The organism is Hyphomicrobium sp. CS1GBMeth3, from assembly GCF_900117455.1.
GTDB lineage: Bacteria > Pseudomonadota > Alphaproteobacteria > Rhizobiales > Hyphomicrobiaceae > Hyphomicrobium_C.
Genome location: NZ_FPHO01000003.1, coordinates 566014 through 591798, shown reverse-complemented (window position 1 = coordinate 591798; position 25785 = coordinate 566014). Strand labels below are relative to the sequence as shown.

The window sequence follows — 25785 nt, the reverse complement described above, 5'->3', positions numbered from 1 at the left end:
GGCGGTTCGCTTCCAGATAGTCTCGTGAGCGCTGCAACTTTGCGGGCTTCAAGTTCCTCTGGTCAGGTTACGCTCCATGAATACGCCGCCGGATGTGGCGCGGTCGGTCTCGATCGAGACGACGATCGAGCAGCTCCGCTATTGGGTGCCGACGATCGCGGATGTCGCCTCCACGGTGGAAGCGCGCGACGGGCAGAGCTGGCTGCTGTCGATCGAGCCTCATATTGCAACGGCTTGCCCTGTCGCGATTGCGCTGAAACAAAACGGCCGGTTCGATATCTCGGTTGCTGGCGAGACCTACGAAGATTGCGCGCTGCAAAGTCTCGATCAGCTCGTGCGGCTGCTCGAGCGGATCGTCGAAGGCGACGTGATCCAGCGTCGGTGGGTGAGTACGGCGACGGGCGTTGCGGCCGACGTTGAGACGCTCGTGCGGCTTGATGAGGGCGTCGTTTGGCGTTCCGGGTCGCAGCCGGGCGGGAGCGCCGAGAGCCGCGATCGGCACTTCCTGCCGTATCGGCGAACGTACGGCGATTAAGCGCCTCTGTCGGGTGACGCTGCGAGGCGGCGGATGGTCGTGATAGGAGCCGACTGCCTGGCGATGCGCTCGGCGGCTTCGGGCAGTGTTTCGGCGGCGACTGCCATGTGGTGAGCGTTGGCGTGCACGAGCATGACGCCGTCGCTCATGATGCCGACGTGGCCCGGCCAGAAGATGAGATCGCCACGCTTCAAGCCTTCGAGGTCGCCTGGCACGGGAATCGCAGTGCCGAGCTCAGTGGCCTGCATATCGGTGTCGCGCGGGGCGGCTATGCCGGCTGCCTCGAGCGAGACCTGCACGAGGCCCGAGCAATCGATGCCGATGCGCGTACGGCCGCCCCACAGGTAAGGCGAGCCGATCAGGCGCTCGGCGATGTCGACGAAATCCCTCTCGAACCGGTCGCGCTCCGTCAGATGCCGCGTGATGACGAAGCCGCCGCGCTTGAGGCGGCAGAAGCGATCGTCCCATTCCGCCACGCAAACCTCTGCATTGAGCGGCAAATGCAGTAGTGGCGGTGTCTTGATGTCCGGGGCGGGGTAGATGAATGTGCCGAGCGCCTTGACGCGGTGGGTCATCGGCACGATTTCGCCGGTCAGTGTTGCGGACGGCAGGTAGCCGACGTAGCGGTCGCGCTCGAGCTGAACCCAGGCCCATCCGTCGGCTTCATCGTAGACGCGCACCAGCTCGCCGTAGAGCGCTTCCGTCTCGAGGCCGAGCTTGGCGTTCGGCTCGCGGCGCAGGGGAACGGCGGGGCGTATGACCTGCCGCACGATGCCGGGCGCATAGCGCGGTGCCGCCACGCGGTCGCGCAGCGACAACGCCGCGAGGTCCTGGCGGACGACATTGCGGCGCGGGTCGAGCGCCTGCTGCGGCAGCGGCGGCGGGGTGCTTCTCGCGGTCCCGTTTCCCCCTGCGTTCTCGTCCGTCATGAGGTGAACTCTTTGCTGATGACTGAGAAGATGGCGCGTGCCGTTTGCGGCTCGCCGCCCTTCGGGCCGAGGGGACGCGCGGCGGGGCGCCATCCATAAAGATCGAAGTGCGCGAAGCGGCGCGCATTCTTCACGAAGCGCTTGAGGAACAGCGCCGCCGTGATGGCGCCCGCGAAAGGCGCCTCATAGACGTTATTCATGTCGGCGACCTCGCTGTCGAGGTGGCGCTCATAGCCGGGCCAGAGCGGCATGCGCCAGAGCGGATCGCCGACTGCAGCGGCTTCGCTGGTAAGGGCGGTGGCAAATGCGTCGTCGTTGGTGAAGACTGCGGGAAGGTCCGGGCCGAGCGCGACGCGGGCAGCGCCGGTCAAGGTTGCGAACACGAGCACCGTGTCGGGACTTTCCTCGTCGGCGAGCGACAGCGCGTCGGCGAGGACGAGGCGGCCCTCCGCATCCGTGTTGCCCACCTCGACGGTTTTGCCGGCATGGCTCAGGAGGATGTCGCCAGGGCGGAAGGCGTCGCCCGCAATGCTGTTCTCGGCGGCGGCGATCAAGAGGCGCAGGCGTACGTCGAGGCCGCTCGTGATGATGAGCTCGGCGAGCGTCAATGCCGCCGCGGCGCCGCCCATATCCTTCTTCATCAGCAACATCGCCGACGCGGGCTTGATATCGAGGCCACCGGTGTCGAACGTGATGCCCTTGCCGACCAGCGTCAACGTTGGAGCCGTGGCGCTTCCGCCCGGCTTCTGCCAGCGCAGGTCGATGAGACGCGGCGCGCGCGGGCTGGCGCGGCCGACGGCGTGGATCATGCGGAAGCCCTTTGCGAGGAGGTCATTGCCAACTGTCGTCTCGAGGCTGGCGCCGTGATCGCGGGCGAGACGCGCGGCTGCGGCTTCGAGATCCTCGGGCGCGAGATCGGAAGCGGGCGTGTTGATCAGGTCGCGCCCTTTCCAGACCGAGCTCACCTGGTCGACGATCGCTTGATAGTCGAGCCTTTCTGGGATCTTGAGGCGCGCGGGCTGTGTGTCGGAGGCGCCGGTCTTGTAGCGGCGGAATTTGTAGGCGCCGAGACCCCAGGCGATGGCGGCGAGCGCGGCATGCGGTGTCTCGCGGCCAAGATGATAGAGGCCTGGAGGCAGACTTGCTGCGAGCTGTCCGATCAGAAGCTCCGAAGGGCCAGAAGGATCGCCGACCGCACCGTTGCCGAGGCCGAACGCGACGCCGGCAATGGTGCCGCCCTCGCCGGGGAGAAAAGCCTGCTTCTTCGCCGCGCTCGTGAAACGCGTCGTCTCGAGCCAGCGCTTGGCGGCGTCATCGAGCGTATCGATGCCGGACACGGGATTGGTATCCGAGGTTAGCCAGATCGGAATGCTCGGGCCCGTGGTGTCGTGAGGGGCCAGCACGTCAGTTGGAGACAGCGTGCTCGCATCGGCAGTTTTATCGGTCATGAATGTTGTTCTTTAGTCTCGGAGAAATTGGCGACTTGGACGCGCCATGCTTGATGGGGCATTATCCTTCCCACGCACGCAAACGCAATTGCAAGAGGGCAGGGGATGGCGGGTAACGGCTACCGACTGGTGATCGGCAACAAGTATACGTCGAGCTGGAGCCTGCGGCCGTGGCTGGCCCTGAAGCAGGCGGGTATTCCCTTCACGGAAGTCTATATTAACCTCCGGACACCCGAAAAAAAGGAGCAGATCCTGGCCCATTCGCCGGCCGGCAAAGTGCCGGTGCTGTGGGCGAACGATCTCATGATCTGGGACAGCCTTGCGATCCTCGAGTATCTGGCCGAGCGTCACCCTGACAAGGGTTTCTGGCCCGCCGATGCGGACGCGCGGGCGGTAGCGCGTGCGGCGAGCGCTGAGATGCACTCGGGTTTCCAGCCGCTGCGCGAGCACTGCCCGATGAAGTTTATTGCGACCGACCCGAAGGACGAGCATGCGGAGCCGGTGCAGGATAATATTCGCCGTATCGTCACGTTGTGGAAGGATTGCCGCGCACGGTTCGGCGCGGACGGGCCGTTCCTGTTCTCGCAGTTCTCGATTGCTGACGCGATGTATGCCCCGGTGGCCTCGCGGCTTCGGACCTATGTCGCCGACCTCGGCGCGTATGGTGACGATGGCACGGCCACCGCCTACATCGAGGCCCTTTTCGCATTGCCAGCAATGTCGGAATGGGGCGAAGGCGCAAAGCGGGAGCTGGAATTCCGTTAAAGGCTCGTTGTGCTCCGTTAATTGTTTATTGATCACTGTATCAGAAAGTGACGGAGGACGGGCTTCCGCCCGTGAACTCCCGTTACAAGACGAGCAGTGGAGACGTTTATGGCCGCCGATCTCGACGCGCCTCTGGTCCGGCCGGATCTGGTCAGACCGGTTCGGCGGCGTGGTTTGATCGTAGCGGTTACGGTGAGCCTGCTCCTCGGGGCCTGTGCGCAGGCGGGGAGCGACGACAGCTCCGGGCTGTTCTCGGCGCTGTCTCCGGAGCCCTCCAAGGAGGACGTGAAGCAGGCCGCACCGTCCGATCCTGCCGCTGCGACCGAGTATTGGGGCAAGATCTACGCGAAGAACCCGCGCGATCTCGATGCGGCGCTTGCCTATGCGCAGAATCTCAAGGCCACGGGCCAGAAGCGGGAGGCGCTTGCCGTCCTGCAGCAGGCCTCGCTCATTCACGGGACGAATCGTGATCTCGCGGCCGACTACGGACGTCTTGCGCTCGAGCTCGACCAGGTCAGCGTGGCCAAGAAGCTTCTCGAAATCGCGGACGATCCCGCCAATCCCGATTGGCGCATCGTGCTCGCGCGCGGCACGGCGCTCGCAAAGGAAGGCAGCTATCGCGATGCGATCGGCTTCTACGAGCGGGCGCAGGCGCTCAATCCGGAACACCCGTCCGTGCTCAACAATCTGGCGCTGGCCTACACCATGAGTGGAGAGCCCGACCGCGGCGAGCAATTGCTGAGGCGTGCGTCCGTTGCCGGTGCCGAGAATGCCAAGGTGCGCCAGAATCTCGCCCTCGTGCTCGGCCTGCAAGGCAAGTACGACGAGGCAACGCAGGTGGCTTCCGTCGATCTTCCGGCCGAGGACGCGCAGGCGAATACGGCGCTTCTGCGCAAGATGGTCAACGTCGATCCGAAAGCGGCTCCGGCTGCTGCGCCTCACCGCGAGCTGCCCGCCACGGCGACCTGGGCACCTGCCGTTGCCGAGGCCGATGCTCCCAAGGTGCGCCCTTCCCCGCCTGCCGCCGCTGCGCCGCGATTGCGCGCGAGCAAGATCGAGACGGAATCCGGAGCGTCTCAAGCGGGAAGCCGTTCGGCGAGCCTGTTCAGCGCCGAGTAATCATCCGCTGCTCGCGTCGGGACTTTCCTTTGCGCATCGCCCGGTGATGTCGTGTGATCCTCAACGTCGTGCGCGTTGAAGCTGGCGCGGGTGCCGGCCCTTCGCCGGCATGACGGGGATATCGTGAATCCAGACATGACGTCATAGCGGCCCGGAATCGGCGGTAACCGAGAATGGTCAGCTGGAGTGTTCTTGCCGTAAGACGCCTACTGGAACTTCCAGAACGTGATGGCGGCGGGGCCGAGGATCACGAGGAAGAGCACGGGCAGGAAGAACAGGATCATCGGCACGGTCAGCTTCGGTGGCAGGGCGGCCGCTTTCTTCTCCGCTTCCGACATGCGCATGTCGCGATTCTCCTTGGCCATGACGCGCAACGCCTGGCCGACAGGCGTGCCGTATCGCTCGGCCTGGATCAGCGCCGTCGTCACCGCCTTGACGCTCGGCAGCGCCGTTCGTTTCGCCAGGTTCTCGTAGGCGATCCGCCTGTCCGGCAAATAGGAGAGCTCCGCTGTCGTCAGCGACAATTCCTCGCCAAGCTCCGCGCTCTGGTTCGAGGCCTCCTTGGCGACCTTACCGAAGGCCGCCTCGACCGACATGCCGGATTGGACGCAGATCAAGAGCATGTCGAGGGCTTCGGGGAAGGTGGTTTTGATCGCCTGCTGGCGCTTCTGCACCAGGTTCTCAATGAAGAGGTTCGGCAGATAGTAGCCCGCCGCGGCTGCGGCCACGGCGTAGGCGAGCTTCATTGCCGCCGACGCCTGCGTGTCCGACAGTACAAACAAGTAGAAGAGAGCGGCCAGGAACACCAGCGGCGGGGCGACGACGCGGAAAAACATGAACGCGACGAGCGGGGCCTCACCTCGGAGACCTGCCATCTTCAGTTTGTTGCGCAGCTCCTCGTTGTCGAACTGGGAGCGCAGATCCAGGCGATCGACGATCTGCTGCATATAACCCTTGGGCGTCTGGCGAAGCTTTACGGTGCCGACGCGATCGCGGGTGAGCTCGGCGAGGCGCTGGGAGCGCAGCTTGTCCCGCTCGAGCGCCATCACGCGCATGCGCTGGTTCAGCTGGTCGCGCGCCAGGATCGGCATCACGATGGCAAGGATGGTTGCGAACGCCGAGACGGCGGCCAGCATGGTGGCCAGGAACGCCGGAGACATCACGGTATCGACGATCTCTTGCATGACGCGCTTCCTGAACCCGCTAGAACTTGAAGTTGATCATCTTGCGCATGACGAGGATGCCGATCGTCATCCAGAGCAGGCCGGCCAAGATGAAGATATTTCCGGTGCGTGTGTTCAGCAGTGGCGCCAGGTATTCGGGCGAGGACATGTGCACCATGAGCATTACGCCGGGTGGCAGGCAGCCGAGAATGAGCGCCGACGCCTTGGCTTCGGCGGAGAGCGCCTTCACCTTCATGGCCATCTTGAAGCGGTCGCGCAGCACGCCGGACAGGTTCGACAAGGCTTCGGCGAGGTTGCCGCCCGATTGCTGCTGAATGGCGATGACGATGGAAAAGAACTTCATCTCGGGCAGCGGCATGCGGCGCGTCACGCGCTCGAGCGCCTCTCCAAGAGGGACGCCGACGCGCTGCTGATCGACGACGTCCTGAAACTCGGCTGCGAGCGGCTGCGGACTTTCCTTGGCGATCACCGTGAGACATTCGTTCAGCGGCAGACCGGATTTGATGCCGCGCACGACAACGTCTATGGCATTGGCCAGCTCGGCCTGGAATTTCTTCTGGCGGCGGGCTGCAAGCTTGGCGAGCACTAGGCGAGGAAGGCCGAGGCCACCGACCAGGAGCGCTGCCATCAGGATCATGGGTGAGAGCGCTGCCGCCGATACGGGAAGCGACATCCGGGCGATCAACGCCATCAGCACGGACGAGCAAGCGCTCGCGATCCAGAAAGTCCTGGGCTCGATATCGAGGCCGGCCCGCTCCAGGCGGAGGCGCAGCGTGATCTTCTCGCGCGCCTTCTTTCTCGCCTCCATATCCTTCAGGCTATCGACGACCTGCTTCTTGCGCTGGGCGGCGAGCTCGGCTGCGGATTGGGTCGCGATCTTACGCGTGCGCGTTTCGCTGACGCCCGCGACGCGCTTGTCTTTCACCCGATCGGCCGAGATGTAGGGATACATGATGGCGTAGACCGCTGCCGCGATCGCAACAGCCGCTACCATTGCCGTCAAGAGCGGCATCAGGCTCGCTTCGTCCATGTTCCCCTCCCCCCTTTCGTCAAATCTGGGTTTCGCCCATCGGGGTGCCGTTGGCGTCGAGCATCTCGGCGGCGGCGAGGGCGCCGGCGAGGCGTCCTTCTTCCTTGTAGTATTGCGCGCGCTCCCAGAACGCGGGTCGCGCGATGCCGGTCGAGCGGTGATGGCCGGTGAGGCGGCCGTAGGCGTCCTCGCCCGTGATCTCGTATACGATTAGGTTCTGGAGGGTGATGATGTCGTCCTCCATGCCGACGACCTCGGTGATGTGCGTCACCTTGCGGGAACCGTCGCGCAGGCGAGCGGCCTGGATGATGATGTCGATGGAACCGACGATCATCTCGCGGATGGTGCGGATGGGAAGCGTGAAGCCGCCCATCATGATCATGCTTTCGAGGCGGCTCAAGGCCTCGCGCGGGCTGTTGGCGTGCAGCGTGCCCATGGAGCCATCGTGGCCGGTGTTCATGGCCTGCAGCAGGTCGAACGCCTCGGGGCCGCGGACCTCGCCGACGATGATCCGCTCCGGGCGCATACGCAGGCAGTTTTTCACCAGATCGCGCATGGTGATCTCGCCTTCGCCTTCGAGGTTTGGCGGACGGGTCTCGAGACGGACGACATGTGGTTGCTGCAACTGAAGCTCGGCCGAGTCCTCGCAGGTAATGATGCGCTCGTCGGAATCGATGCAGCCGGTCAGGCAGTTCAGAAGCGTGGTTTTACCGGATCCGGTGCCGCCGGAGATCAGAACATTGCAGCGGACGCGTCCGATCACCTCGAGGATCGTCTTGGCCTGGGGCGTGATGGCGCCGAAGCGCATCAGCTGGTCGAGGGTAAGGCGGTCTTTCCTGAACTTGCGGATGGTGAGGACCGGGCCGTCGATGGCGAGCGGCGGGGCGATGACGTTGACACGGGAGCCGTCGGGCAGGCGCGCGTCGCATATGGGGCTCGATTCATCGACGCGCCGGCCGACCTGGCTCACGATGCGCTGGCAGATGTTCATGAGCTGCTGGTTGTCAGCGAAGCGCACGCCCGTCTTCTGCGTCTTGCCGCCGACCTCGATGAAGGTGGTCGCTGCGCCATTGACCATGATGTCGGCGATGTCGTCGCGTGCCAGCAGCGGTTCGAGCGGGCCGTAGCCTAGGACGTCGTTGCAGATGTCCTCGAGCAGCTCCTCCTGCTCGGCGATGGACATGACGACGTTCTTGACCTGGATGATCTCGCTGACGATGTCGCGGATCTCCTCGCGTGCCGCCGCGCTATCGAGCTTGGCGAGCTGCGTCAGGTCTATGGTGTCGATCAACGCGTTGAAGACCGTCGTCTTGACGTCGTAGTACTCTTCGGAATGGTGGCGCTGCGGCTCGACGGGCTCCTCGCGCGGAGGGGGAGGTGGCGGAGGCGGCGCGGCGGTCTTCGGCGCGGGTTGCGGTGCGGGCGCGGTCGCGGGGGCGGCAGGGTTCTGAGGAACTCTCCGCTGCTGTCCAGGATCGCTGGTCCGCCTGCCGAACATCTCAGTCTCCGTCAGCGTTTGAGCATGAGCTTTTCAAGGATCGGTGCGAAGGGCGAGCGCTTCTCGGCCTTCACTTCCTTACGGTGCGCGAGGGCGAGCGCGATGTCCCGGAAAGCCTGCACCGACTTCGCCTTCGGATTGAATTCCTCGATCATCTGTCCGTTGTTGGCCGCCTGGCCGAAGCTCTCACAGTCGAAATCGATGATGGCGAGCGTCTTGAGGCCGAGCGCGGTCTCGAACTCCTTCGGCGTGATCTCGGGCCGCTTCTGCATGTTGGCCATGTTGAGCACGAGGTGCGGCGGAGCATCGTTCTTGCGCGCCTGCCGCAAGAGATCGACGATGTTCTTGGCGTTGCGCAGATTGGCGAGGTCCGGAATCGCGGTGAGGACGATCTCGTCGGCCTGCAGCAGGAGGCTCCTGGTCCACGGCGCCCAGACGTGAGGCAGGTCCACCGCGACGAACGGCACGTTCTGGCGCACGACGTCCACGACCGTCTCGCAGGCTTCCGGAGTTATCTCGTAATCGCGGTCCAGAACCACGGGCGCGGCAAAGATCGAGAGATGCTTTGAGCAGGTGGTGAGTAGGCGATCGAGCAGCACCTCATCCAGGCGATCCGGGTTCTGCAGCGCGTCGGCGATGCCCTGGACCGGGTCCTGGTTGAAATCGAGGCCGGTGGTGCCGAACGGCAGGTCCATGTCGGCGATGACGATGTCGTTCGCCAGCACCTCCGAGAGCGTCCAAGACACGTTATGGCAAAGTGTCGACGAGCCGACGCCGCCTTTGGCGCCGACGAACGCGAACACCTGGCCGACGGGATCGGAGGCCGGGTTGTTGTAAAGGCTGGAGAGGCACTCGAGCAGCTCGAACGACGTGACGGGCGTGACGAGGTATTCCGAGATGCCGCGTTTGATGAGCTCGCGGTAGAGAACGACGTCGTTGGCGCGGCCGATAATCACGACCTTTGTGCCCGGATCGCAGCTCTGCGCCAGCTCCTCGAGCTCGGCCAGAAGCTCGGCTTGCGGAGACTGCGACTCGAGGATGATCAGGTTCGGTGTCGGGCTTTCCTCGTAATGCGCAATAGCAGCGGCGGTGCCGCCCATCTGGATCGTCACGTGCGCCTTGTTCAGGCGACGATCCTCGGATGCGGCCTGGATGATCTCGGCGATGTCCGACGTCTGGCAAAAGGCCTGAATCGAGATGCGCGGCAGCGGGCGCGCGCGGTCGCTCAACGCCGACGTGGGAATGGTGTCGTCGCCGAGAGCATAGGGAGACGGTGCCTCGAACGGGTCGGATCCGGGTCTCTGCAGCGCTTTCGACATCAGTGTTCCACCGTCACTTGGCAATCCTGACCTTCTCGTCTTCGCTCTTCTCCGACCCCGTGGATTTGCCGTTGCGGTAGTGGTCCCAGACGACGTCGCGGCGTTCGCTCGGGCGGTCGCTTTCCGTGCGCGGGCCGATCAGGTCGGCGGGGTTGGCGACGGAGACGGCGAGGTTGTGCTGGTTGGCGCACCCGAAATTCGGGTAGTTGGTGTTGTCGCGTTGGTTGGCGAGGTTGGTCGGCCAGTAGCCGCAGACGGGCGCCTCGGCGACGTAGCGCAGATAGGTGACGCGAACGGGCGCATCCGAATGGCCATCGGTGTGGTAGGCCTCGACTGCGATCGAGGAGTCGGCAAAGCCCATGTCGCCCAGGATCTGGCGGATCTCGCCGACGGCGTTCATGGCTGCGATTTCGTTGGCGCCGCCGCCGGGCGCCTGGATCACGAGGCGGCTGTTGCCCGCATCGACTGCGCGGGAGCGATCGGCGAACTCGAGCACGTCGGCGCGCTGACGCGGGCTCAGGCCGCGCGAGCCCGCCGGAATGCGGATCTGCATCGTCTGCGGCTGCTGCGAGACGATGATCGGGTGACGTTGCGACGGATCGATCATGGACCAGCCGGCCACCTGCGGTGCGGTCGGATCGTTCCTGCAGCCGGCCGCGGCTGCGGCGGCAAGCAGCGCAAGCGCGATCGGCGCTGCGCGCCGCGTGCGTTGGGCATTCGAAGCCGGCCGGGAAGCAATTTCATATTTCATCGTTGCGTCTCCAGCCAGCCCTATTCGACGATGAAACCGTAATCGCCCTTGAGGTCGCCGATCGGGGCGACGGTCTCGGTGCCGTAAATGCGATTGAGGTGGCCCATGAAGTTCGCCTTGCGGTCGGTCGCTTCGGCGAGGCCATCGAGCGGACGCGCGAGCTGCTTAAGCGCCACGGGCTTCACGAGATAGGGTGTGACGATCACGACCAGCTCCGTCTCGCGCTTGATGAAGTCGCGGCTGCGGAACAGGGTGCCGAGGACGGGCACATCCTTGAGGCCGGGGAATCCGTCGATGTTCTGGCGCACGTCGTCTGAGATCAGGCCGGCAAGGGCGATGGAGCCGCCGGACGGCAACTCTACGGTGGAGTTGGCCTGGCGCTTCTTCAGGGCCGGGATCTGCGTCGAGTCGATGACGACCGCGCCGGCGCTCGAAAGCTCGCTCACCTCGCTTTCGATCTTGAGGCTGATGCGGCCCTCCGACAGCACGACCGGCGTGAAAGAAACGCCGACGCCGAACTCCTTGAAGGTGACGGACGTCTGGCCGTTGGAGTCCTTGACTGGGATCGGATACTCGCCGCCAGCCAGGAATTTCGCAGGCTCGCCGGAGATCGCCGTCAGGTTGGGCTCGGCCAGTGTGCGCACGAGACCGTCGCGCTCGAGCGCACGCAGTGCCTTGCCGATGCGGTAGTCGCCGTTGCTCCACCCGGTCACAGTGCCAGAGTTGCCGAAGGTTCCGGACGGGCCGCTGTTATAGAAGCAAGAGACGCCGGCGCAGGGACCGGTGCCGTCCATGTCGATCCCGGGTACGGGCAGCGATCCGAGGCCGGCTGCCGTCGTCAGCGGCAAGGCGTTGGCCGTCAGCAGGCTCCAAGTGAAGTTGCCGGCGTTGATGTCGGCCGCGAGGTTGACGCCGAACTGCTTCAGCAACTCACGCTGTACCTCGGCCACCACGACGCGGAGCATGACCTGCTCCTCGCCCTCGACGCCGAGCATGTTGATGACCGACTTGGCCTTGTCGTCGGAGCCTTTGCCCGCAGACATGGCGTCGCTGGCGTTGATGATCATGGTGCCGCCGGCGGAAGCGCTGGCCGATTGGCCAATGCCAAACGCGTCGGGATTGGAGGCGGCGAAGGCGCGCGCGATGTCGGTGGCGCGGTTCGAGTCGATGGGTGTGCGCACCGAGCCGATCAGCACGATCGACTTTCCGGCCATTTCGACACGGATGTTCGAGCCGGGGATCAAGCGCGCGAGCAGCGTCTCGAGCCCGCCGACATCGGCGCCGACCGTGATGTCGAGTGTCAGGATCTGGCGGCCGCGCGCGTCGAAGAAGAAGGCGTTAGTCTGGCCCGGTTTTTTGGCAATCAGGAACACGCGGTTCGAGGTCTGCACAACAGCGTCGACGCTCTGCGGATCGGAGACCAGCACGTCGCGCAGCTCGAAGTCGAACTCGACCAGCATCGACTTGCCGGCGCCGAGCGCGACGGAGCGGGTTTGCGGTCCATCCGCGCCTTCAGCGCTGATGCGCATGAGGGATGCGCCATCGCCGTTCGCGCCGGCGGCAGTGGCCATGACCAGCCCGGCAACGATGGCCCCGCACAGAGAGAGCAGGAGCGAGGTAGAGGTCTTGCGCATTCGTTATCGGGCCTTCCGACGGACCAAACTCGAGAACTGCTCAGTTGACGCTGTAGGCGCGCGAGGCGGTGCCATACCGCAGTACGCGAATCGCCGTGCTTTCCTTGGTGGACGGGTCCGCGCCTTCCGTCGGGCCTTGATTGACGTCGAGATCGGCGATCGAGCGCAGCGACAGCGAAATCTCACCCATTGAATTCGACAGCGCGAGAAGCTCGGCCTGGCGCGCGGTCAACTCGAGGGTCGCGGTGCTGGCGCTGCCGGCGGTTTTCTTGCCTTCCTTGATCTCGATCTCCTGGCCGATGGCGAGAACGCGCACGTTGCCGAAGAGGAGATCGCTCACGTAATCCTCCTGGCCGCTGCGGTTACGCACGCGGCGGATCAGGATGACGTCGACGCGGTCGTTCGGCAGGATCAAGTTGCCGACGGCTGTCTCTTCCTTGATGCGAGTCGAGATGGCACGCATGCCGACTGGCAGGATCGCCGCCAGAACGCCGCCCTGGCCGGCCTTGACCAGCTTCTGGTGCGTGATCGGCTCGCCCTTCATGACGGGCGCGCGGGCGATCGAGCCCGCGAGATCGGCGATGGCGTTGGGTGCTGAAGACCGCGTGATGTAACCTGCCGTCACGGCCTCTTTCGGCCACGGCTGCCACTGAAAGGTGCTGTCAGTCGTAATGTGGCCGAGGCCGATGTCGCTGCGGGCGACAAGCACTTCGCTCGACGCGACCTTGACCTGGACTGTCCGTTCTACGGGCGGCTTGTTGACCATGCCGCGCACCATGACGAAAGCGAGTGCGCCGGCCGTCAGCGCTATGGCTAATCCGAAAAGCTGAGGCCGTTTCATCGCACACGTTGTCCCATACGGCCATTTTCTGGCCGAACCTTTTGCTCAGGGCGAAAGATTGAAGGACAAACGTCAATGCGCCGTTAATTTCTGTTCCGATTTGGGGCGCTTAGCCGACGGACGCGACAACCCAGGGCGTGATCGGAAAGACGAAGAGAGCGGCCGCGGCGATAGCGATGCCGTAGGGAATGCCGCCGCCCTGGCGGTGCAGGCGCATGGCCCAGTCGGGAGCGCGGATGCCGAGGACGGGAAGCTTCCTGTAGTACAGGATGGCTAAGGCGAGAAGGCCGCCGCAGACGGCAGTCAGCGTCAGGAACGCCAGCAGCTGGTCGAAGCCGATCCAGAGAGCGCCAACCGCCAGCAGCTTTGCATCGCCGCCGCCGAAGCCTCCGACGGCAAACAATGCGATGCCGGCCGCGAGCACCACGGCGCCGGCTGCGATATGCATCATAATGTCGGATGCTCCGAGGCCCATCAGCGGGGCCGCCGCGAAGAATGCCAGCATGAGGCCCAGCGTGACCCGGTTCGGGATGGTCATGGTCAGCAGGTCCATGGCGGCCGCGAAGGCCATGACGGCCGCGAAGGCCATGAGAATTGTCGATGCAATCACGAACATGCACCTTCGGAAGACGGCCGTTCGGCTTTCATTTTCGCTCAAACTCGCCGGTTGAGGGTCAGTAATCGAACGTCGAATATTTAAGTGAAGGGTGCGTTAGCGGTTGCTCAGTCGGGAATTTGCTCTTTGACAGTGTCGAAGAGCTCGGTGAGGCCTGCCGTGACGTTGCTCAAGCCAACCACGATACCCATCCCCACGAGCGCAGCGATAAGCCCGTACTCGATGGCCGTGCCGCCCGTTTCATCAGCCAAGAAGCGCTGAATTAGAGATGTCATTACACGGTGTCCCGTTGCGTGTGTGCCTTCGTTGCGATGAAGGCCATCTGGCGGATCCAGATGGCCTTCCTAACCATTGGCCCGGTATGGCCGCGCGATTAGCCTTCGCCGCCGCCAGCGGTCGGATTGTCGAGCTTTCCGCCGACGTCCGTGAAGATGTCGTTAAGGGCCTCCTGGAGGGTGGAAAGGCCAGCGATGATGCCGACGCCGACGATGGCGGCGATCAGGCCGTACTCGATTGCCGTGGCGCCCGACTCGTCCTTCACAAAGCGCGAGAGAATGTTCGTCATGATTTAAGTTGCTCCCAATTGACTTGCCTAGTTCCGCGCGGGGACGTGCCATCGCGTCTGAACCAGCAGACAATCTACGCCCGCGGAATTAATTCGAAGTAAAATATGCAATTCCTCGCAGGATAAATCGTCTATCATGCGTTTATTTTATGAATAAATTTTGATATTTCTTGGATCTATGCAGTATAGTATCTAATATTTCTAGTATTTTTCTTCGTCATCCGTGTGTGAGAGGCATTATTCCTGATCTATTCGTAATCTAATATGGTATTTATTTGCGTTCATGCTGTGCGATGTCGGCTGTCGCGGACGAGCAATAATGACGTTCTTCGACGCCCGTCGGGTCGTAGGATCTTTTGATCGTCGCGACTATTTCTCTCTTATCTGGAAGGTCTACCTAGGTACGGTCCGAAAAATTTAGGCCCGCCGACCTTGTGGTCGACGGGCCCAGGTTGAACCGTTTCCGAGATACGCGCGCTACTCGTACTTGCCGTGGCAGTGCTTGTACTTCTTGCCCGAACCACACGGGCAGGGCGCGTTGCGCGAGATCTTGCCCCAGGTGGCCGGATCGCTCGGGTCGAAGGCTGCTGCCGCTCTACGAGTCTGGAGCGGTGCGCGTTTCTCCGGGGCCTGGCTGCCACGGCCGCGCGCGGCGATGGCGGCATCGACCAGGGCCAGCTCCTCGTTGAACTCGTCGCGGCCGGTCTGGGGATCGAGGTGATGGGCGAACATCTCGGGCAGCTCCGGCTCCTCGAGCTCGGGCGGCTCCTGGCCAGGCGGCGCGAGCTCGACGTGCATCAGCTGCCCCGTGGTTGCCTCGCGCAGGCGCGCCAGCATGCTCTCGAACAGAACGAACGCCTCGCTCTTGTACTCGTTGAGCGGATCGCGCTGGCCATAGGCGCGGAAGCCGATCACCTGGCGCAGGTGCTCGAGCGTCACGAGGTGCTCGCGCCAGAGATGATCCAGCGTTTGCAGCAGCACCATCTTCTCGATTTGGCGATAGGTGTCCGGGCCGATCTCGGCGGCCTTCTTGGCGGCCTTCTCGTCGACGGCCGTCTTCAGACGCTCGAGGATCTCTTCGTCCGCGATGCCTTCCTCGGCAGCCCAATCCTCAAGCGGAAGGTCGAGACCGAAGATGGCCTGCACCGCCTCCTTGAGCCCGGCCATGTCCCACTGTTCGGCGTAGGCGCGCTCGGGGATAAAGCGCGAGACGAGATCCTGGACGACCTGATGGCGCAGCTCGGCCACGGTCTCCGAGACGTCGTCCTCTGCCATGATGTCCTTGCGCTGGTCGAAGATGACCTTGCGCTGGTCGTTCATCACATCGTCGTATTTCAGGATCTGCTTGCGGATGTCGAAGTTGCGCGCCTCGACCTTCTTCTGGGCCATCTCGAGGCTCTTGTTCATCCACGGATGGGTGATCGCCTCGCCCTCCTGCAGGCCGAGCGTCTTCAACACGCTCTCCATGCGGTCGGAGCCGAAGATGCGCATCAGGTCGTCGTCGAGCGCGAGATAGAACTTGGAGCGGCCGGGGTCGCCCTGACGGCCTGAACGGCCGCGCAGCTGATTGTCGATGCGCCGGCTCTCGTGGCGCTCCGTGCCGACGACGTAGAGACCGCCCGCATCGAGCGCGGTCTTCTTCTGCTCGTTCACGGCCTCCTGGACCTCGGTGCGCTTCTTGGCAATGTCGTCCTCGGTCGGCGTGCGGCTGGCGGCTACCTCCTCGGCGACCCAGTCGCGCAGCTGATACTCGACGTTGCCGCCGAGCTGAATGTCGGTGCCGCGGCCGGCCATGTTGGTCGCGATGGTGACGGCGCTCGGCTTGCCGGCCTGGGCGATGATGCCGGCCTCCTGCTCGTGGTAGCGCGCGTTCAGCACCTGGTGCGGAAGGGGATCGTTCTTGCCCTTCGCCGAGCCGATCTCGATCAGATAGGCGCCGATGTCGTTGAAATAGGTCTTGAGATCGCCCTCGGCCGTCGTCTTGCCGTCCTTGGCTGCCTTCATCTTCTCAGCCTGAGCGAGTAGTGATTTGCCAAGGTTTTCTATGTACTTGCGATCCTTGAGCAGCTCAGAGAGCTGCTCCGACTTCTCGATCGAGGTGGTGCCGACGAGGATCGGCTGGCCGCGCCGGGAGCAGTCGGCGATCGTGGTGACGATGGCCGCCAGCTTCTCCTTCTGTGTGCGGTAAATCTCGTCGTCCTCGTCGATGCGCGAGATGGTGAGATTGGTCGGGATCTCGACGACGTCGAGGCCGTAGATGTCCATGAACTCGGAGGCTTCCGTCAGAGCCGTGCCGGTCATGCCGGCAAGCTTCTTGTAGAGGCGGAAGTAGTTCTGGAAGGTGATCGAGGCCAGGGTCTGGTTCTCGGGCTGGATCTCGACGTTTTCCTTGGCTTCGAGTGCCTGGTGCAGACCTTCGGAATAGCGGCGGCCCGGCATCATGCGGCCGGTGAACTCGTCGATGATGACGACCTCGCCACCTTTGACGATGTAATCCTTGTCGCGCTGGAACAGCTTGTGAGCTTTCAGCGCCTGATTGACGTGGTGGACGAACGTGACGTTCTCGATGTCGTACAGCGAGCCCTTGAGCAAGCCTGCCTCAGCCAACAGGCCTTCCATGCGCTCGTTGCCGGCCTCGTTGAGCGTGACCTGGCGCTGCTTCTCGTCGAGCTCGTAGTCTTCTGTCGTGAGCTTGGGGATCAGCTTGTCGACGGCGACGTAGAGGTCGGCGCGATCCTCGAGCGGACCGGAGATGATCAGCGGCGTGCGCGCCTCATCGATCAGAATGCTGTCCACCTCGTCGACGATGGCGAAGGCGTGGCCGCGCTGGACCATTTCGTCCTTGCGCAACTTCATGTTGTCACGCAGGTAATCGAAGCCCAGTTCGTTGTTGGTGGCGTAGGTGACGTCGGCGGCGTATGCCTCTTTGCGCTGGTCGTCGTCGAGGCCGTGCACGATGTTGCCGACGGTCAGGCCGAGGAAGCGGTAGATCTGTCCCATCCACTCGGCGTCGCGCTTGGCGAGGTAGTCGTTGACGGTGACGACGTGCACGCCTTCGTCCGCAATGGCGTTGAGATAGACAGCGAGGGTCGCGACGAGTGTTTTGCCTTCACCCGTCTTCATCTCGGCAATGGCGCCCTCGTGCAGCACCATGCCGCCGATCAGCTGCACGTCGAAATGGCGTTGGCCGAGCGTGCGCTTGGCGGCTTCGCGAACGGTCGCGAAGGCCGGCACAAGGAGATCGTTCAGAGAGGCTCCGGCGCGGAACTGCTTGCGGAACATCTCGGTGCGGGCTCTGAGCTCGTCGTCGGTGAGCTTTTCGATCTCGGGTTCGAGAGCGTTGATGGCCTCAACGCGAGAGCGATAGCTCTTCACGCGCCGCTCGTTGGACGAGCCGAAAATCTTCGAGGCGAGCGTGCCGAAGGAGCCAAGGGAGAGCATCAAGTTTCATTCCTCAAATCATGGACTTGGCGGAGATGCGCGGGGCAACTGGGCGTCGATCACGCACAAAGGGTCGTGCTCGCTCTCCAGGTCGCGTCCGGCGGTCACACACCAAGAACTGGGGAGCCGCGGGAGCGCCAGTCCGGCCGATCGGCCATATGGGGGCAGACATAAGGATCGCCGCCCATAATTGTCAACGCGCGGACGGGCAATCCCTCTCGGGAGTTTTTTCGCCTTTGTTAAGCCAGCTTCTTGAAAAAAGCGGGGCAAGCATTTGCAATTGTTTACTTGGCAGGGGGGCGCCGCCTCGTCTATGGATGCCCCCAATTCTTGAACCTTACACGCGCCTTACGCGGCACTTACCTTCGCCCCGCGCGTTGAAATCAGCGCATAGCTTCGTGCCTCGGCGCCAGAACCCCAAGGAGACACCCCCGTGAAACGAGTTACAGCCGCCCGCCTTACCGCGTTCGCACTCGCCGGAGCGGCGCTCTTGAGCGGTCCCGCGTTTGCCGATGATGCCGTCGTGGCCAAGCTCAATGGTGTCGAGATCAAGGAATCCGACCTTGAGATGGCGGAAGCCGAGGTGGGATCCGAGCTCCACAGCATCCCCGAGGACAAGCGCAAGCGCCTGCTTCTCGAATTCATGATCGAGATGCGCCTCTTCGCCGATGCGGCGGATGGGCAGAAGCTGACCAGCGGGCCGGAATTCGAGAAGCGCCTTGCCTATTGGAACATGCGGGCCAAGCGCGACGCCTTTTATGAGGCGTCTGTGCGGGGTGGCATCAGCGAAGGCGTGGTGCGCGGCATCTATGACGACAAGGTCAAAATGATCCCGCGCGAGGACGAGGTCGAGGCCAGCCATATCCTCGTCGACAGCGAGGACAAGGCCAAAGAGGTGCTCGGCAAAGTCGAGAAGGGTGAGGACTTTGCAAAGCTCGCCGAGGAATATTCGAGCGATCCCGGATCCAAGGCCAACGGGGGTAAGCTCGGCTACTTCGGCAAGGGCCAGATGGTGAAGGAGTTCGAGGCGGCCGCTTTTGCGCTGAAGAAGGGCGAGGTCTCGAAGCCGGTCCAGAGCAAGTTCGGCTGGCACATCATTAAGGTCGAGGACCGGCGCGAGAAGCCGCTGCCGACCTATGAGCAGGTGAAGGACCAGATCCTCGACAGCATGGTACAGCAGAAGGGCCAGCAGGTGGCCCAGGATCTGCGCGGCAAGGCGAACATCGAGTACGTGGATGCCGAGATCCGCGAAGAGGTGCGCAAGGAGACTGCTATGGCAGCCGCGCGCAAGAAGCTGCAGGAGCAGCAGTTCGAAGAGCAGATCAAGCAGATGGAGCAGAAGGGTGGCGACGCCGGGAAGCCGGCGGGCGAGGCAGACAAGAAAGCGGAATAACCTCTCCGCTGGCTTGCCGCGCTGCGGGCTGCTATGTGGCGGACGATCGCCACCGGGGAACCCGTATGTCCAGCCAGCTTGCCTTGCTCATCGCCATCCTATGTGAAGTTGCCGCGACGTCGGCGCTCAAGGCATCGGACGGTTTCCGCAATCTGCTGCCTTCGATCGTGGTCGTGATCGGGTATGGCGCCGCGTTCTATTTTCTCTCGCTTGCGCTTCGCGCCATCCCGATGGGCGTGGCCTATGCCCTCTGGTCGGGCATCGGCATCGTTCTTATCTCGATCGCAGGCTGGCTGATTTACGGACAGCGGCTCGATCCGGCCGCTGTGGTCGGAATTGGGCTGATCATTGCCGGTGTCTTCGTTCTGCAGCTTCTCTCGCGTACGTCCGGCGCCTGACGCGATCTCGTGCGTCTGCCGGCCGGGCCAAAGTCCGGTTCCTTGTGTAGGGGTTGAGCCTCCGTCCGCTTTCCTTGGAGCTTTGTAATATGGGCAAGGTCACGTTCCGCTCGCCGTTCGTGCCCGAGGAGCTGGCGCAGCTCGCGCCGCTCGACGGGGTGCGTTTTGCCACCGCCGAGGCCGGCATCCGCTACAAGGGCCGTACGGATCTTCTGGTCGGGGTCGTGGACGAGGGTACGACCGTTGCCGGCGTGCTGACGCAGTCCAAGACGGCTTCAGCGCCGGTGCTCGCCTGCCGAAAGCACCTCAAGAAGGGCGAGGCGCGGCTCTTGATCGTCAATTCCGGTAACGCCAATGCCTTTACGGGGAAGAAGGGCCGCGAGGCGGTCGATATCACCGTCGATGCCGGGGCGGCAGCTGCGGATTGTGAGCGTCATGAGGTTTTCGTCGCGTCCACGGGCGTGATCGGCGAGCCGCTCGACGCCGGGCGCTTCGCGCACCTGATCGAGGGTCTCGTCAAGCGCGCCGAATCGGACGCCTTCGAGGCGGCGGCGCGCGCGATCATGACGACGGACACGTATCCGAAGCTCGCGACGCGGCGCGCGCTGATCGGCGACGTCGAGGTGACGATCAACGGCTTCTGCAAGGGTGCCGGCATGATCGCGCCCGATATGGCGACGATGTTGTGCTTCATCTTCACCGATGCGGCGATCGCCGCGGCGCCGCTGCAGGCGCTGCTCGCGGAGCATGTCGAGACCACCTTCAATGCCATGACCGTGGACGGCGACACCTCGACCAGCGACACGTGTCTTCTGTTCGCAACAGGGGCCGCGCGTGCGCGCGGCCAGGAGCCTGTGACGAAAACGGGCTCCAAGAAGCTCAAGGCATTCTCTGCTGCGCTGCACGATCTGATGCAGGATCTGGCTATCCAGGTGGCGAAAGATGGCGAGGGGCTCTCGAAATTCGTCACTTTCGTCGTGCAGGGTGCGGAAACTCACGAGGCGGCGCGCATCATCGCGCTCTCGTGTGCCAATTCGCCGATCCTCAAGACGGCGATTGCGGGCGAGGATCCGAATTGGGGGCGCGTCGTCATGGCGGTCGGCAAGGCCGGCGAGGCGGCAGATCGCGACAAGCTCGCGATCTGGTTCGGCGAGCACTGCGTGGCGCGCGACGGGGAGCGAGCCCAGGAGTATGACGAGGCGACGGTCGCCGCCTATATGAAGGGCCGCGAGATCGTGATCCGCGTGGATGTTGGCGTCGGAGACGGCGCGGCACATGTCTGGACCTGCGATCTCACGCACGACTACGTGACGATCAATGCGGATTACCGGAGCTAGACCGTTGGACAACGATGTTTCGACGCCTGATTTCTGGATCGAGCGCTGGCAGAGAGGCGAAATCGGCTTTCATCAACCCGAGGGCAATGACCTCCTGGTCAAGCACTGGCCTTCGCTCGGGCTCGCGCCGGGGAGCACCGTGCTCGTGCCACTTTGCGGCAAGAGCTTTGACATGGTTTGGCTCGCGGCGCAGGGCTACCGCGTGATTGGCGTCGAGCTTTCGCCGCTCGCGGTCGACGACTTTTTCCGCGAACAGGGCATCGAGGCGGACACGCATACCGAAGGCCGCTTTGTCGTGCGCTCGGCAGGTCCGATCTCGATCTGGTGCGGGGACGTGTTCGATCTCACGGCGGATCTCTTGAGTGAGGTGGCCGCCGTCTACGACCGCGCGGCGCTGGTTGCTTTTCCGCGGTCGTTGCAGGGGCGTTATGCGGCGAAGCTCGTCGAGGCTCTGTCGGAGCGGGTTCAGATTCTGCTCATCTCGCTCGCCTATCCGGTGGGGCAGATTCCGGGGCCGCCGTTCTCGACGCCTCTCATGAACGTCGCAGAGATGTTCGGTGACGTGTACGATATCGACGTTCTGGAGAATCGGGACGGGCTGGCGCAAAGCCCGAACCTCAAGGCGCGCGGCGTGACGTCGCTCGAGGAGACGGCGTATGTGCTGAGGCGCAAGGCCTGAGCTTCTCTACAACGCGACGATATCCGGTGCGGAGCGGATGGTCTCGTAGACAAGCGACAAGTCGGCCGCCGTCGTGCAGTAGGGCGGCATGACGTAGATCGTATTGCCGAGCGGTCGCAGCAGCACGCCATGAGCGAGAAAGTGCGTGCGCAGCGCGATGCCTGCGGAGGCCAGATAGCCGGCATCGGCAACCTTGAGGTCGACGGCGGTGATGGTGCCGAGGCGGCGCGGGTTCTCGAAACGATCGTCGGCTTCAAAGGTCCGGATCTGTTTGTCTTGATGCTCGGCGAGCGCGCCGATGCGCTTTAAGACGGGCTCGTTCTCCCAGACCTCGAGATTGGCGAGGGCTGCCGCGCAGCAGACCGGGTTCGCCGTGAAGCTCGACGAATGGAAAAACGTGCGCGCGCGGTCCTCGGAATAGTGGGCATCGAAGATGCGTTCGGTGGCGAGTGTCGCTGCGAGCGGTAGGACGCCGCCGGTCAGGCCCTTGGCGAGGCAGAGGATATCGGGCGTGATCTTGGCCTGCTGGCAGGCGAAGAGCGTTCCGGTGCGGCCCCAGCCGGTCATGACCTCGTCGGCGATGAAGAGTGCACCGTGACGCTCGCAAATGCGTTTCATCTCGGCCAGCGTTTCGGCGGTGTAGATCAGCATGCCACCGGCGCCCGCGATCAACGGCTCGACGATCAGCGCGGCGAGAGGCTCCTCGCGGCAGGCGGCGTCGAGCGCGTCGAGGGTTTCCTGCCCGCGGCCGGCGTGCGGGAACGGGATGCGCACGACATCGAACAGGAGCGGCTCGTAGGCGGCGTTGAAAACGCCGCGTGCGCCGGCCGACATGGTGCCGATGGTGTCGCCGTGATAGCCGTGCTCGAATGCGGCGATGCGGGTGCGCGGCGCGCCGATGTTGCGCCAATAGCCGAGCGCCATCTTCAACGCCACCTCGACCGACGTCGAGCCGCTGTCGGAATAGAAGACGTGGGCGAGGCCGCGTGGCGCCATTTCGATCAGTTTGTCGGCAAGCCGTTCGGCCGGCTCATGCGTGCAGCCCGCGAAGATCACCTGGTCCAGGCGGTCGATTTGCTTGTGGACGGCTTCTACGATCGGCGTGTAGCGGTGGCCGTGAGTGATGACCCACCACGATGAGATGGCATCGAGGATGCGGCGGTTATCGGGCTGTTCCAGCCAGGCGCCTTTGGCGCGGGAGATGCGCATGGGGGCCGGCTCGAGGGCATGCTGGGTAAAAGGGTGCCAGACCGTGTTGCGCGCCATCAACGGAAGTCCTCAAGACGGAAATGCTCGGCGAAGGCTGAGGCCAGGTTGTCGCGCGTGAGCGGGGCGATGCGCGGCAGGCGGCCGAGGCGGCGCGCGTTGCCCATGTCGACGATGGTGCGCTCGCTGTCCGGCACCTCATCGCCGACGAAGGCGATGCCGAGGATCGGGATGTTGCGGCCATTCAAGGCTTCGATCGAGAGCAGGCTGTGGTTGATGGTGCCGAGGCTCGTGCGTGCCACGAGGACGACGGGCAGGCGCCAGGCGGAGAAGACGTCGATCATCAGCGTCTGCCGGTTGACGGGCACCATGAGGCCGCCCGCACCTTCGATCACGAGCGGGCCGTCGATGTCGGGTAGCGCAAGTTGGGCGAGGCTGATCTCGCGGCCTTCGGCCTCGGCGGCGCGATGGGGCGAGGCCGGCAGTTTGAGCCGGTAGGCCTCCGGGTGGATGCGATCCGGCGGCAGGCCGCTCAGCTCGCGCACGCGCGCGCTGTCGCCGCCGTCTTCCAGGCCGGATTGGATCGGCTTCCAGTAGGTGGCGCCAAGCGCGTCGGCGAGCGCCGCCGCGAAGACTGTCTTGCCGACGTCGGTATCCGTGCCCGTGACGACGATGCCCTGCGTTCGGTGACGCGTCATGCCGGCACCTGCGGGAGCACGGCTGCCAGCGTGTCGAGCAGGCGCGCGGTGGCGTCCTCGCCCGCATTCAGCGTCAACGAGATGCGCAGGCGCGCCGTACCTTCCGGCACGGTGGGTGGACGCACGGTGCGGACATCGAAGCCTTCCGCTACCAGCGCCTGCGCGACCGATAGGGCGCGAGCATCGGCGCCGAGGATCACGGGCTGGATGTGCGAGCCGGTGGGCGCGATCCCGCAGCGTCGCTCGAGCTCGCGACCCGCGAATGCGACGAGGCTGGCGAGGCGTGCCCGCCGGCCGGCTTCATCGCGCCGGACGATGTCGAGGGCGGCGCGCACGGCTGCTGCCATCAGCGGCGAGGGTGCGGTCGCGTAGATGAAGGGCCGCGCACGATTGATGAGGTAGTCGCGGAGCAGGCGCGGGGCGAGGATCAGCGCGCCGCTGGCGCCGAGGGCCTTGCCGCAGGTGTGCAGCGAGATCACGTCGGCTGAGCCTTCGAGCGCATGCGCAAGGCCGCGTCCGTCCGGGCCGAGCACGCCGGTCGCGTGCGCTTCGTCGACGACGAGATAGCCGTCATGGCGGCGGACGACCGTGATCAGGTCGTCGAGCGGGGCCGTGTCGCCGTCCATCGAGTAGAGGCTTTCGACCGCGATCCAGGGTCGGCCGACGCCTCCGGCCGAGCGCCAGCGCGTGATGGCGTCGTCGAAGCTCAGGGCGTCGTTGTGTGCAGCCTCGGCGATGCTGGCTTTGCCGGCCCGCATGCCGTCGATGGTCGAGGCGTGGATCAGGGCATCGTGGACGACGAGATCGCCGCGCGCGGGGAGCGTCGCAAAGAGCGCGTAGTTCGCTAGAAAGCCGCCGCCGAGGTAAAGGCAACTCTCGGTGCCGAAGAAATCCGCCGCTTCCGTCTCGAGGGCCTCGTGCTCGGGATCGTTGCCGCGCAGGAGGCGCGAGCCACCGGCTCCGACGGCGACGCCGCGGTCGAGTGCGCGCGCCACGGCGTCGGTCAGCTCCGACGATGCCGCAAGCCCAAGGTAGTCGTTCGAGGAAAAGTCGATGCCGCTGCGGGGCTGAAGCGCGCGCAGCCGTCCGCGACGCTCAAGCGCCTTCAGCGCCCGCTCGTGGCTGTCTGACATGACGTGTGTCCGCTGCAGCCGCAGCCGGCGTGCTCTGCGTCGGTCTCTATATCCGCTGTCGCCCCGTCCTGGCTGCCCTCGAGCGCCATCGGCTCGATGCCGAGCTTGCCGAACAGCACTTGATCCTTGTCCTCGCCGGGGTTGTCGGCCGTCAGCAGCGTGTCGCCACAGAAGATCGAGTTGGCGCCGGCGAAGAAGCACATGGCCTGCATCTCGTCGCTCATCTCGGTGCGGCCGGCGGAGAGGCGCACGAAGGATTTCGGCATCATGATGCGGGCGAGCGCGATGACGCGCACAAAGGCGATCGGGTCGACCTTCTGGCGGTTCTCGAGCGGCGTACCGGGGATCGGGATCAGCATGTTGATCGGCACGCTTTCAGGATGCTCGTCGAGGTTGGCGAGCGTCACCAGCATGTCGATGCGGTCGTCGTCGGTTTCGCCCAGGCCGATTATGCCACCCGAGCAGACCTTAATGCCGGCTTCACGCACGCGCGCCAGCGTATCCAGGCGGTCGGCGAAGGTGCGAGTCTTGATTATCTCAGAGTAGTAGCGCTCGGAGGTGTCAATGTTGTGATTGTAGTAGTCGAGGCCTGCATCCTTCAGCATCACGACGTCGTCGTCGGAGAGCATGCCGAGCGTCATGCAGGTTTCCATGCCGAGCGCCTTCACGCCCTCGACCATGGCGACGACCGTTTCCATGTCGCGCGATTTCGGCGAGCGCCAGGCGGCGCCCATGCAGTAGCGCGTGGCGCCCTGGGCCTTGGCCTTGCGCGCCTCGGAGAGGACGCGCTCGACCTCCATCAGCTTCGATGCCTTGAGGCCGGTGCCGGCGGCGTGGTGGGCGGACTGGCTGCAGTAGCCGCAATCCTCGGCGCAGCCGCCGGTCTTGATCGAGAGCAGGCGGGCGAGTTGCACCTTGTTGGGGTCAAAGTGGCGGCGCTGGACGCTGGCGGCCCGGAACAGGAGGTCGTTGAACGGCAGGTCGTGAATGGCTTGGGCCTCGGCGCGGGTCCAGTCGTGGCGGACCTGGTCCGCGGCGGGCGTCGGGACGACGTGCACGTTCATCGAGGATCTCTCCGTTGCTTCGGGACGATGTTTGCACCGCGGAGGGACGGGACTGCAAGGTTCAATTTGTCCGCCTCCGGCCCTCGACCAGCCCTCGGTATGTGAATTGTCAACCATATAGGTCCAATCGGGGGTTGCGCTTCCCCTGGACATAGTCAAGGCTCTTCAGTGCTCGTTCGATTTGCGTCGATGAACGGCTTAA

24 protein-coding genes are annotated in these 25785 nt (G+C 64.2%); 7 read left to right on the top strand and 17 right to left on the bottom strand.

Translation table 11 applies throughout. From position 1 onward, the window contains the following. Positions 1 to 76 precede the first annotated feature (76 nt). Entirely contained in the window at positions 77 to 535 is a 459-nt protein-coding gene (locus CS1GBM3_RS10040) for a hypothetical protein (RefSeq protein ID WP_072395076.1), read from the top strand. Here the strand turns inward: CS1GBM3_RS10040 and CS1GBM3_RS10035 are convergent. Together CS1GBM3_RS10035 and CS1GBM3_RS10030 are read right to left on the bottom strand one after the other, a co-directional pair. After that, a complete protein-coding gene (locus tag CS1GBM3_RS10035; RefSeq protein WP_083567403.1) occupies positions 532 to 1464 on the bottom strand; it encodes a C40 family peptidase in 933 nt (310 codons plus the stop codon). The genes CS1GBM3_RS10040 and CS1GBM3_RS10035 overlap by 4 nt on opposite strands. Continuing rightward, positions 1461 to 2912, bottom strand: a complete 1452-nt coding sequence (locus CS1GBM3_RS10030) for a leucyl aminopeptidase family protein (RefSeq protein ID WP_072395074.1) — start codon at positions 2910 to 2912, stop codon at positions 1461 to 1463. Before CS1GBM3_RS10030 ends, CS1GBM3_RS10035 begins: the two co-directional genes overlap by 4 nt. Before the next feature lie 105 nt (positions 2913 to 3017). On the opposite strand from CS1GBM3_RS10030, the gene CS1GBM3_RS10025 reads away from it, so the two are divergent. Both CS1GBM3_RS10025 and CS1GBM3_RS10020 read left to right on the top strand, forming a co-directional pair. After that, positions 3018 to 3677, top strand: a complete 660-nt coding sequence (locus CS1GBM3_RS10025) for a glutathione S-transferase family protein (protein ID WP_072395072.1) — start codon at positions 3018 to 3020, stop codon at positions 3675 to 3677. Positions 3678 to 3785: 108 nt separating this feature from the next. Beyond that, complete coding sequence (locus CS1GBM3_RS10020; protein WP_072395070.1) at positions 3786 to 4796, top strand: tetratricopeptide repeat protein; 1011 nt, start codon at positions 3786 to 3788, stop codon at positions 4794 to 4796. A gap of 206 nt (positions 4797 to 5002) precedes the next feature. Here CS1GBM3_RS10020 and CS1GBM3_RS10015 read toward each other — a convergent pair whose 3' ends face one another. From CS1GBM3_RS10015 to secA, 11 genes are all read right to left on the bottom strand, one after another. Further along, a complete protein-coding gene (locus CS1GBM3_RS10015) occupies positions 5003 to 5980 on the bottom strand; it encodes a type II secretion system F family protein (protein ID WP_072395068.1) in 978 nt (325 codons plus the stop codon). A gap of 19 nt (positions 5981 to 5999) precedes the next feature. Beyond that, entirely contained in the window at positions 6000 to 7010 is a 1011-nt protein-coding gene (locus CS1GBM3_RS10010; protein WP_072395059.1) for a type II secretion system F family protein, read from the bottom strand. 19 nt (positions 7011 to 7029) lie between these two features. Next, positions 7030 to 8508 (bottom strand): CpaF family protein, encoded by a 1479-nt coding sequence (locus CS1GBM3_RS10005; RefSeq protein WP_072395057.1) that lies wholly within the window; start codon positions 8506 to 8508, stop codon positions 7030 to 7032. Positions 8509 to 8519: 11 nt separating this feature from the next. Next, positions 8520 to 9827, bottom strand: coding sequence for an AAA family ATPase (locus CS1GBM3_RS10000; RefSeq protein WP_072395055.1), 1308 nt, complete (start codon positions 9825 to 9827; stop codon positions 8520 to 8522). A gap of 13 nt (positions 9828 to 9840) precedes the next feature. Beyond that, the gene (locus CS1GBM3_RS09995; protein ID WP_072395053.1) at positions 9841 to 10578 is read right to left on the bottom strand and encodes a CpaD family pilus assembly protein; all 738 of its coding nucleotides are present in this window, start codon (positions 10576 to 10578) and stop codon (positions 9841 to 9843) included. A 20-nt stretch (positions 10579 to 10598) separates the two neighbouring features. Next, positions 10599 to 12212, bottom strand: coding sequence for a type II and III secretion system protein family protein (locus tag CS1GBM3_RS09990; protein ID WP_072395050.1), 1614 nt, complete (start codon positions 12210 to 12212; stop codon positions 10599 to 10601). Between the two features lie 40 nt (positions 12213 to 12252). Next, a complete protein-coding gene (gene cpaB, locus CS1GBM3_RS09985) occupies positions 12253 to 13053 on the bottom strand; it encodes a Flp pilus assembly protein CpaB (protein ID WP_072395048.1) in 801 nt (266 codons plus the stop codon). Positions 13054 to 13162: 109 nt separating this feature from the next. Then, positions 13163 to 13669, bottom strand: coding sequence for an A24 family peptidase (locus tag CS1GBM3_RS09980; RefSeq protein WP_072395046.1), 507 nt, complete (start codon positions 13667 to 13669; stop codon positions 13163 to 13165). A 107-nt stretch (positions 13670 to 13776) separates the two neighbouring features. Beyond that, entirely contained in the window at positions 13777 to 13944 is a 168-nt protein-coding gene (locus tag CS1GBM3_RS09975; RefSeq protein WP_072395044.1) for a Flp family type IVb pilin, read from the bottom strand. A 98-nt stretch (positions 13945 to 14042) separates the two neighbouring features. Further along, the gene (locus tag CS1GBM3_RS09970; protein WP_072395042.1) at positions 14043 to 14234 is read right to left on the bottom strand and encodes a Flp family type IVb pilin; all 192 of its coding nucleotides are present in this window, start codon (positions 14232 to 14234) and stop codon (positions 14043 to 14045) included. Positions 14235 to 14711: 477 nt separating this feature from the next. Further along, a complete protein-coding gene (secA, locus tag CS1GBM3_RS09965) occupies positions 14712 to 17675 on the bottom strand; it encodes a preprotein translocase subunit SecA (RefSeq protein ID WP_072395040.1) in 2964 nt (987 codons plus the stop codon). A 433-nt stretch (positions 17676 to 18108) separates the two neighbouring features. Here secA and CS1GBM3_RS09960 point away from each other — a divergent pair, with 433 nt between their 5' ends. The 4 genes from CS1GBM3_RS09960 to CS1GBM3_RS09945 all read left to right on the top strand — a co-directional run bounded on the left by CS1GBM3_RS09960 (position 18109) and on the right by CS1GBM3_RS09945 (position 21482). Continuing rightward, complete coding sequence (locus CS1GBM3_RS09960; RefSeq protein ID WP_072395038.1) at positions 18109 to 19068, top strand: peptidylprolyl isomerase; 960 nt, start codon at positions 18109 to 18111, stop codon at positions 19066 to 19068. A gap of 65 nt (positions 19069 to 19133) precedes the next feature. Then, complete coding sequence (locus CS1GBM3_RS09955; RefSeq protein ID WP_072395036.1) at positions 19134 to 19466, top strand: DMT family transporter; 333 nt, start codon at positions 19134 to 19136, stop codon at positions 19464 to 19466. Between the two features lie 89 nt (positions 19467 to 19555). After that, positions 19556 to 20803: a bifunctional glutamate N-acetyltransferase/amino-acid acetyltransferase ArgJ gene (argJ, locus tag CS1GBM3_RS09950; protein WP_072395034.1), complete on the top strand. Its 1248-nt coding sequence runs from the start codon at positions 19556 to 19558 to the stop codon at positions 20801 to 20803. Between the two features lie 4 nt (positions 20804 to 20807). Continuing rightward, complete coding sequence (locus tag CS1GBM3_RS09945; RefSeq protein ID WP_244534618.1) at positions 20808 to 21482, top strand: thiopurine S-methyltransferase; 675 nt, start codon at positions 20808 to 20810, stop codon at positions 21480 to 21482. Positions 21483 to 21488: 6 nt separating this feature from the next. Here the strand turns inward: CS1GBM3_RS09945 and CS1GBM3_RS09940 are convergent, their stop codons facing one another. Genes CS1GBM3_RS09940 through bioB form a run of 4 tightly spaced genes read right to left on the bottom strand, consistent with a single transcriptional unit; the run spans position 21489 to position 25583 of the window. Then, positions 21489 to 22748 carry an adenosylmethionine--8-amino-7-oxononanoate transaminase gene (locus CS1GBM3_RS09940; protein WP_072395030.1) on the bottom strand — a complete coding sequence of 420 codons (1260 nt, stop codon included), beginning with the start codon at positions 22746 to 22748 and terminating at the stop codon, positions 21489 to 21491. Beyond that, positions 22748 to 23386 carry a dethiobiotin synthase gene (gene bioD, locus CS1GBM3_RS09935; RefSeq protein ID WP_072395028.1) on the bottom strand — a complete coding sequence of 213 codons (639 nt, stop codon included), beginning with the start codon at positions 23384 to 23386 and terminating at the stop codon, positions 22748 to 22750. The genes CS1GBM3_RS09940 and bioD overlap by 1 nt, the downstream gene beginning before the upstream one ends. Continuing rightward, the gene (locus CS1GBM3_RS09930; RefSeq protein WP_072395026.1) at positions 23383 to 24519 is read right to left on the bottom strand and encodes an 8-amino-7-oxononanoate synthase; all 1137 of its coding nucleotides are present in this window, start codon (positions 24517 to 24519) and stop codon (positions 23383 to 23385) included. The genes bioD and CS1GBM3_RS09930 overlap by 4 nt, the downstream gene beginning before the upstream one ends. Next, on the bottom strand, positions 24492 to 25583 hold the full coding sequence (bioB, locus tag CS1GBM3_RS09925) for a biotin synthase BioB (RefSeq protein WP_072395024.1): 1092 nt from the start codon (positions 25581 to 25583) through the stop codon (positions 24492 to 24494). The genes CS1GBM3_RS09930 and bioB overlap by 28 nt, the downstream gene beginning before the upstream one ends. Positions 25584 to 25785 lie beyond the last annotated feature (202 nt).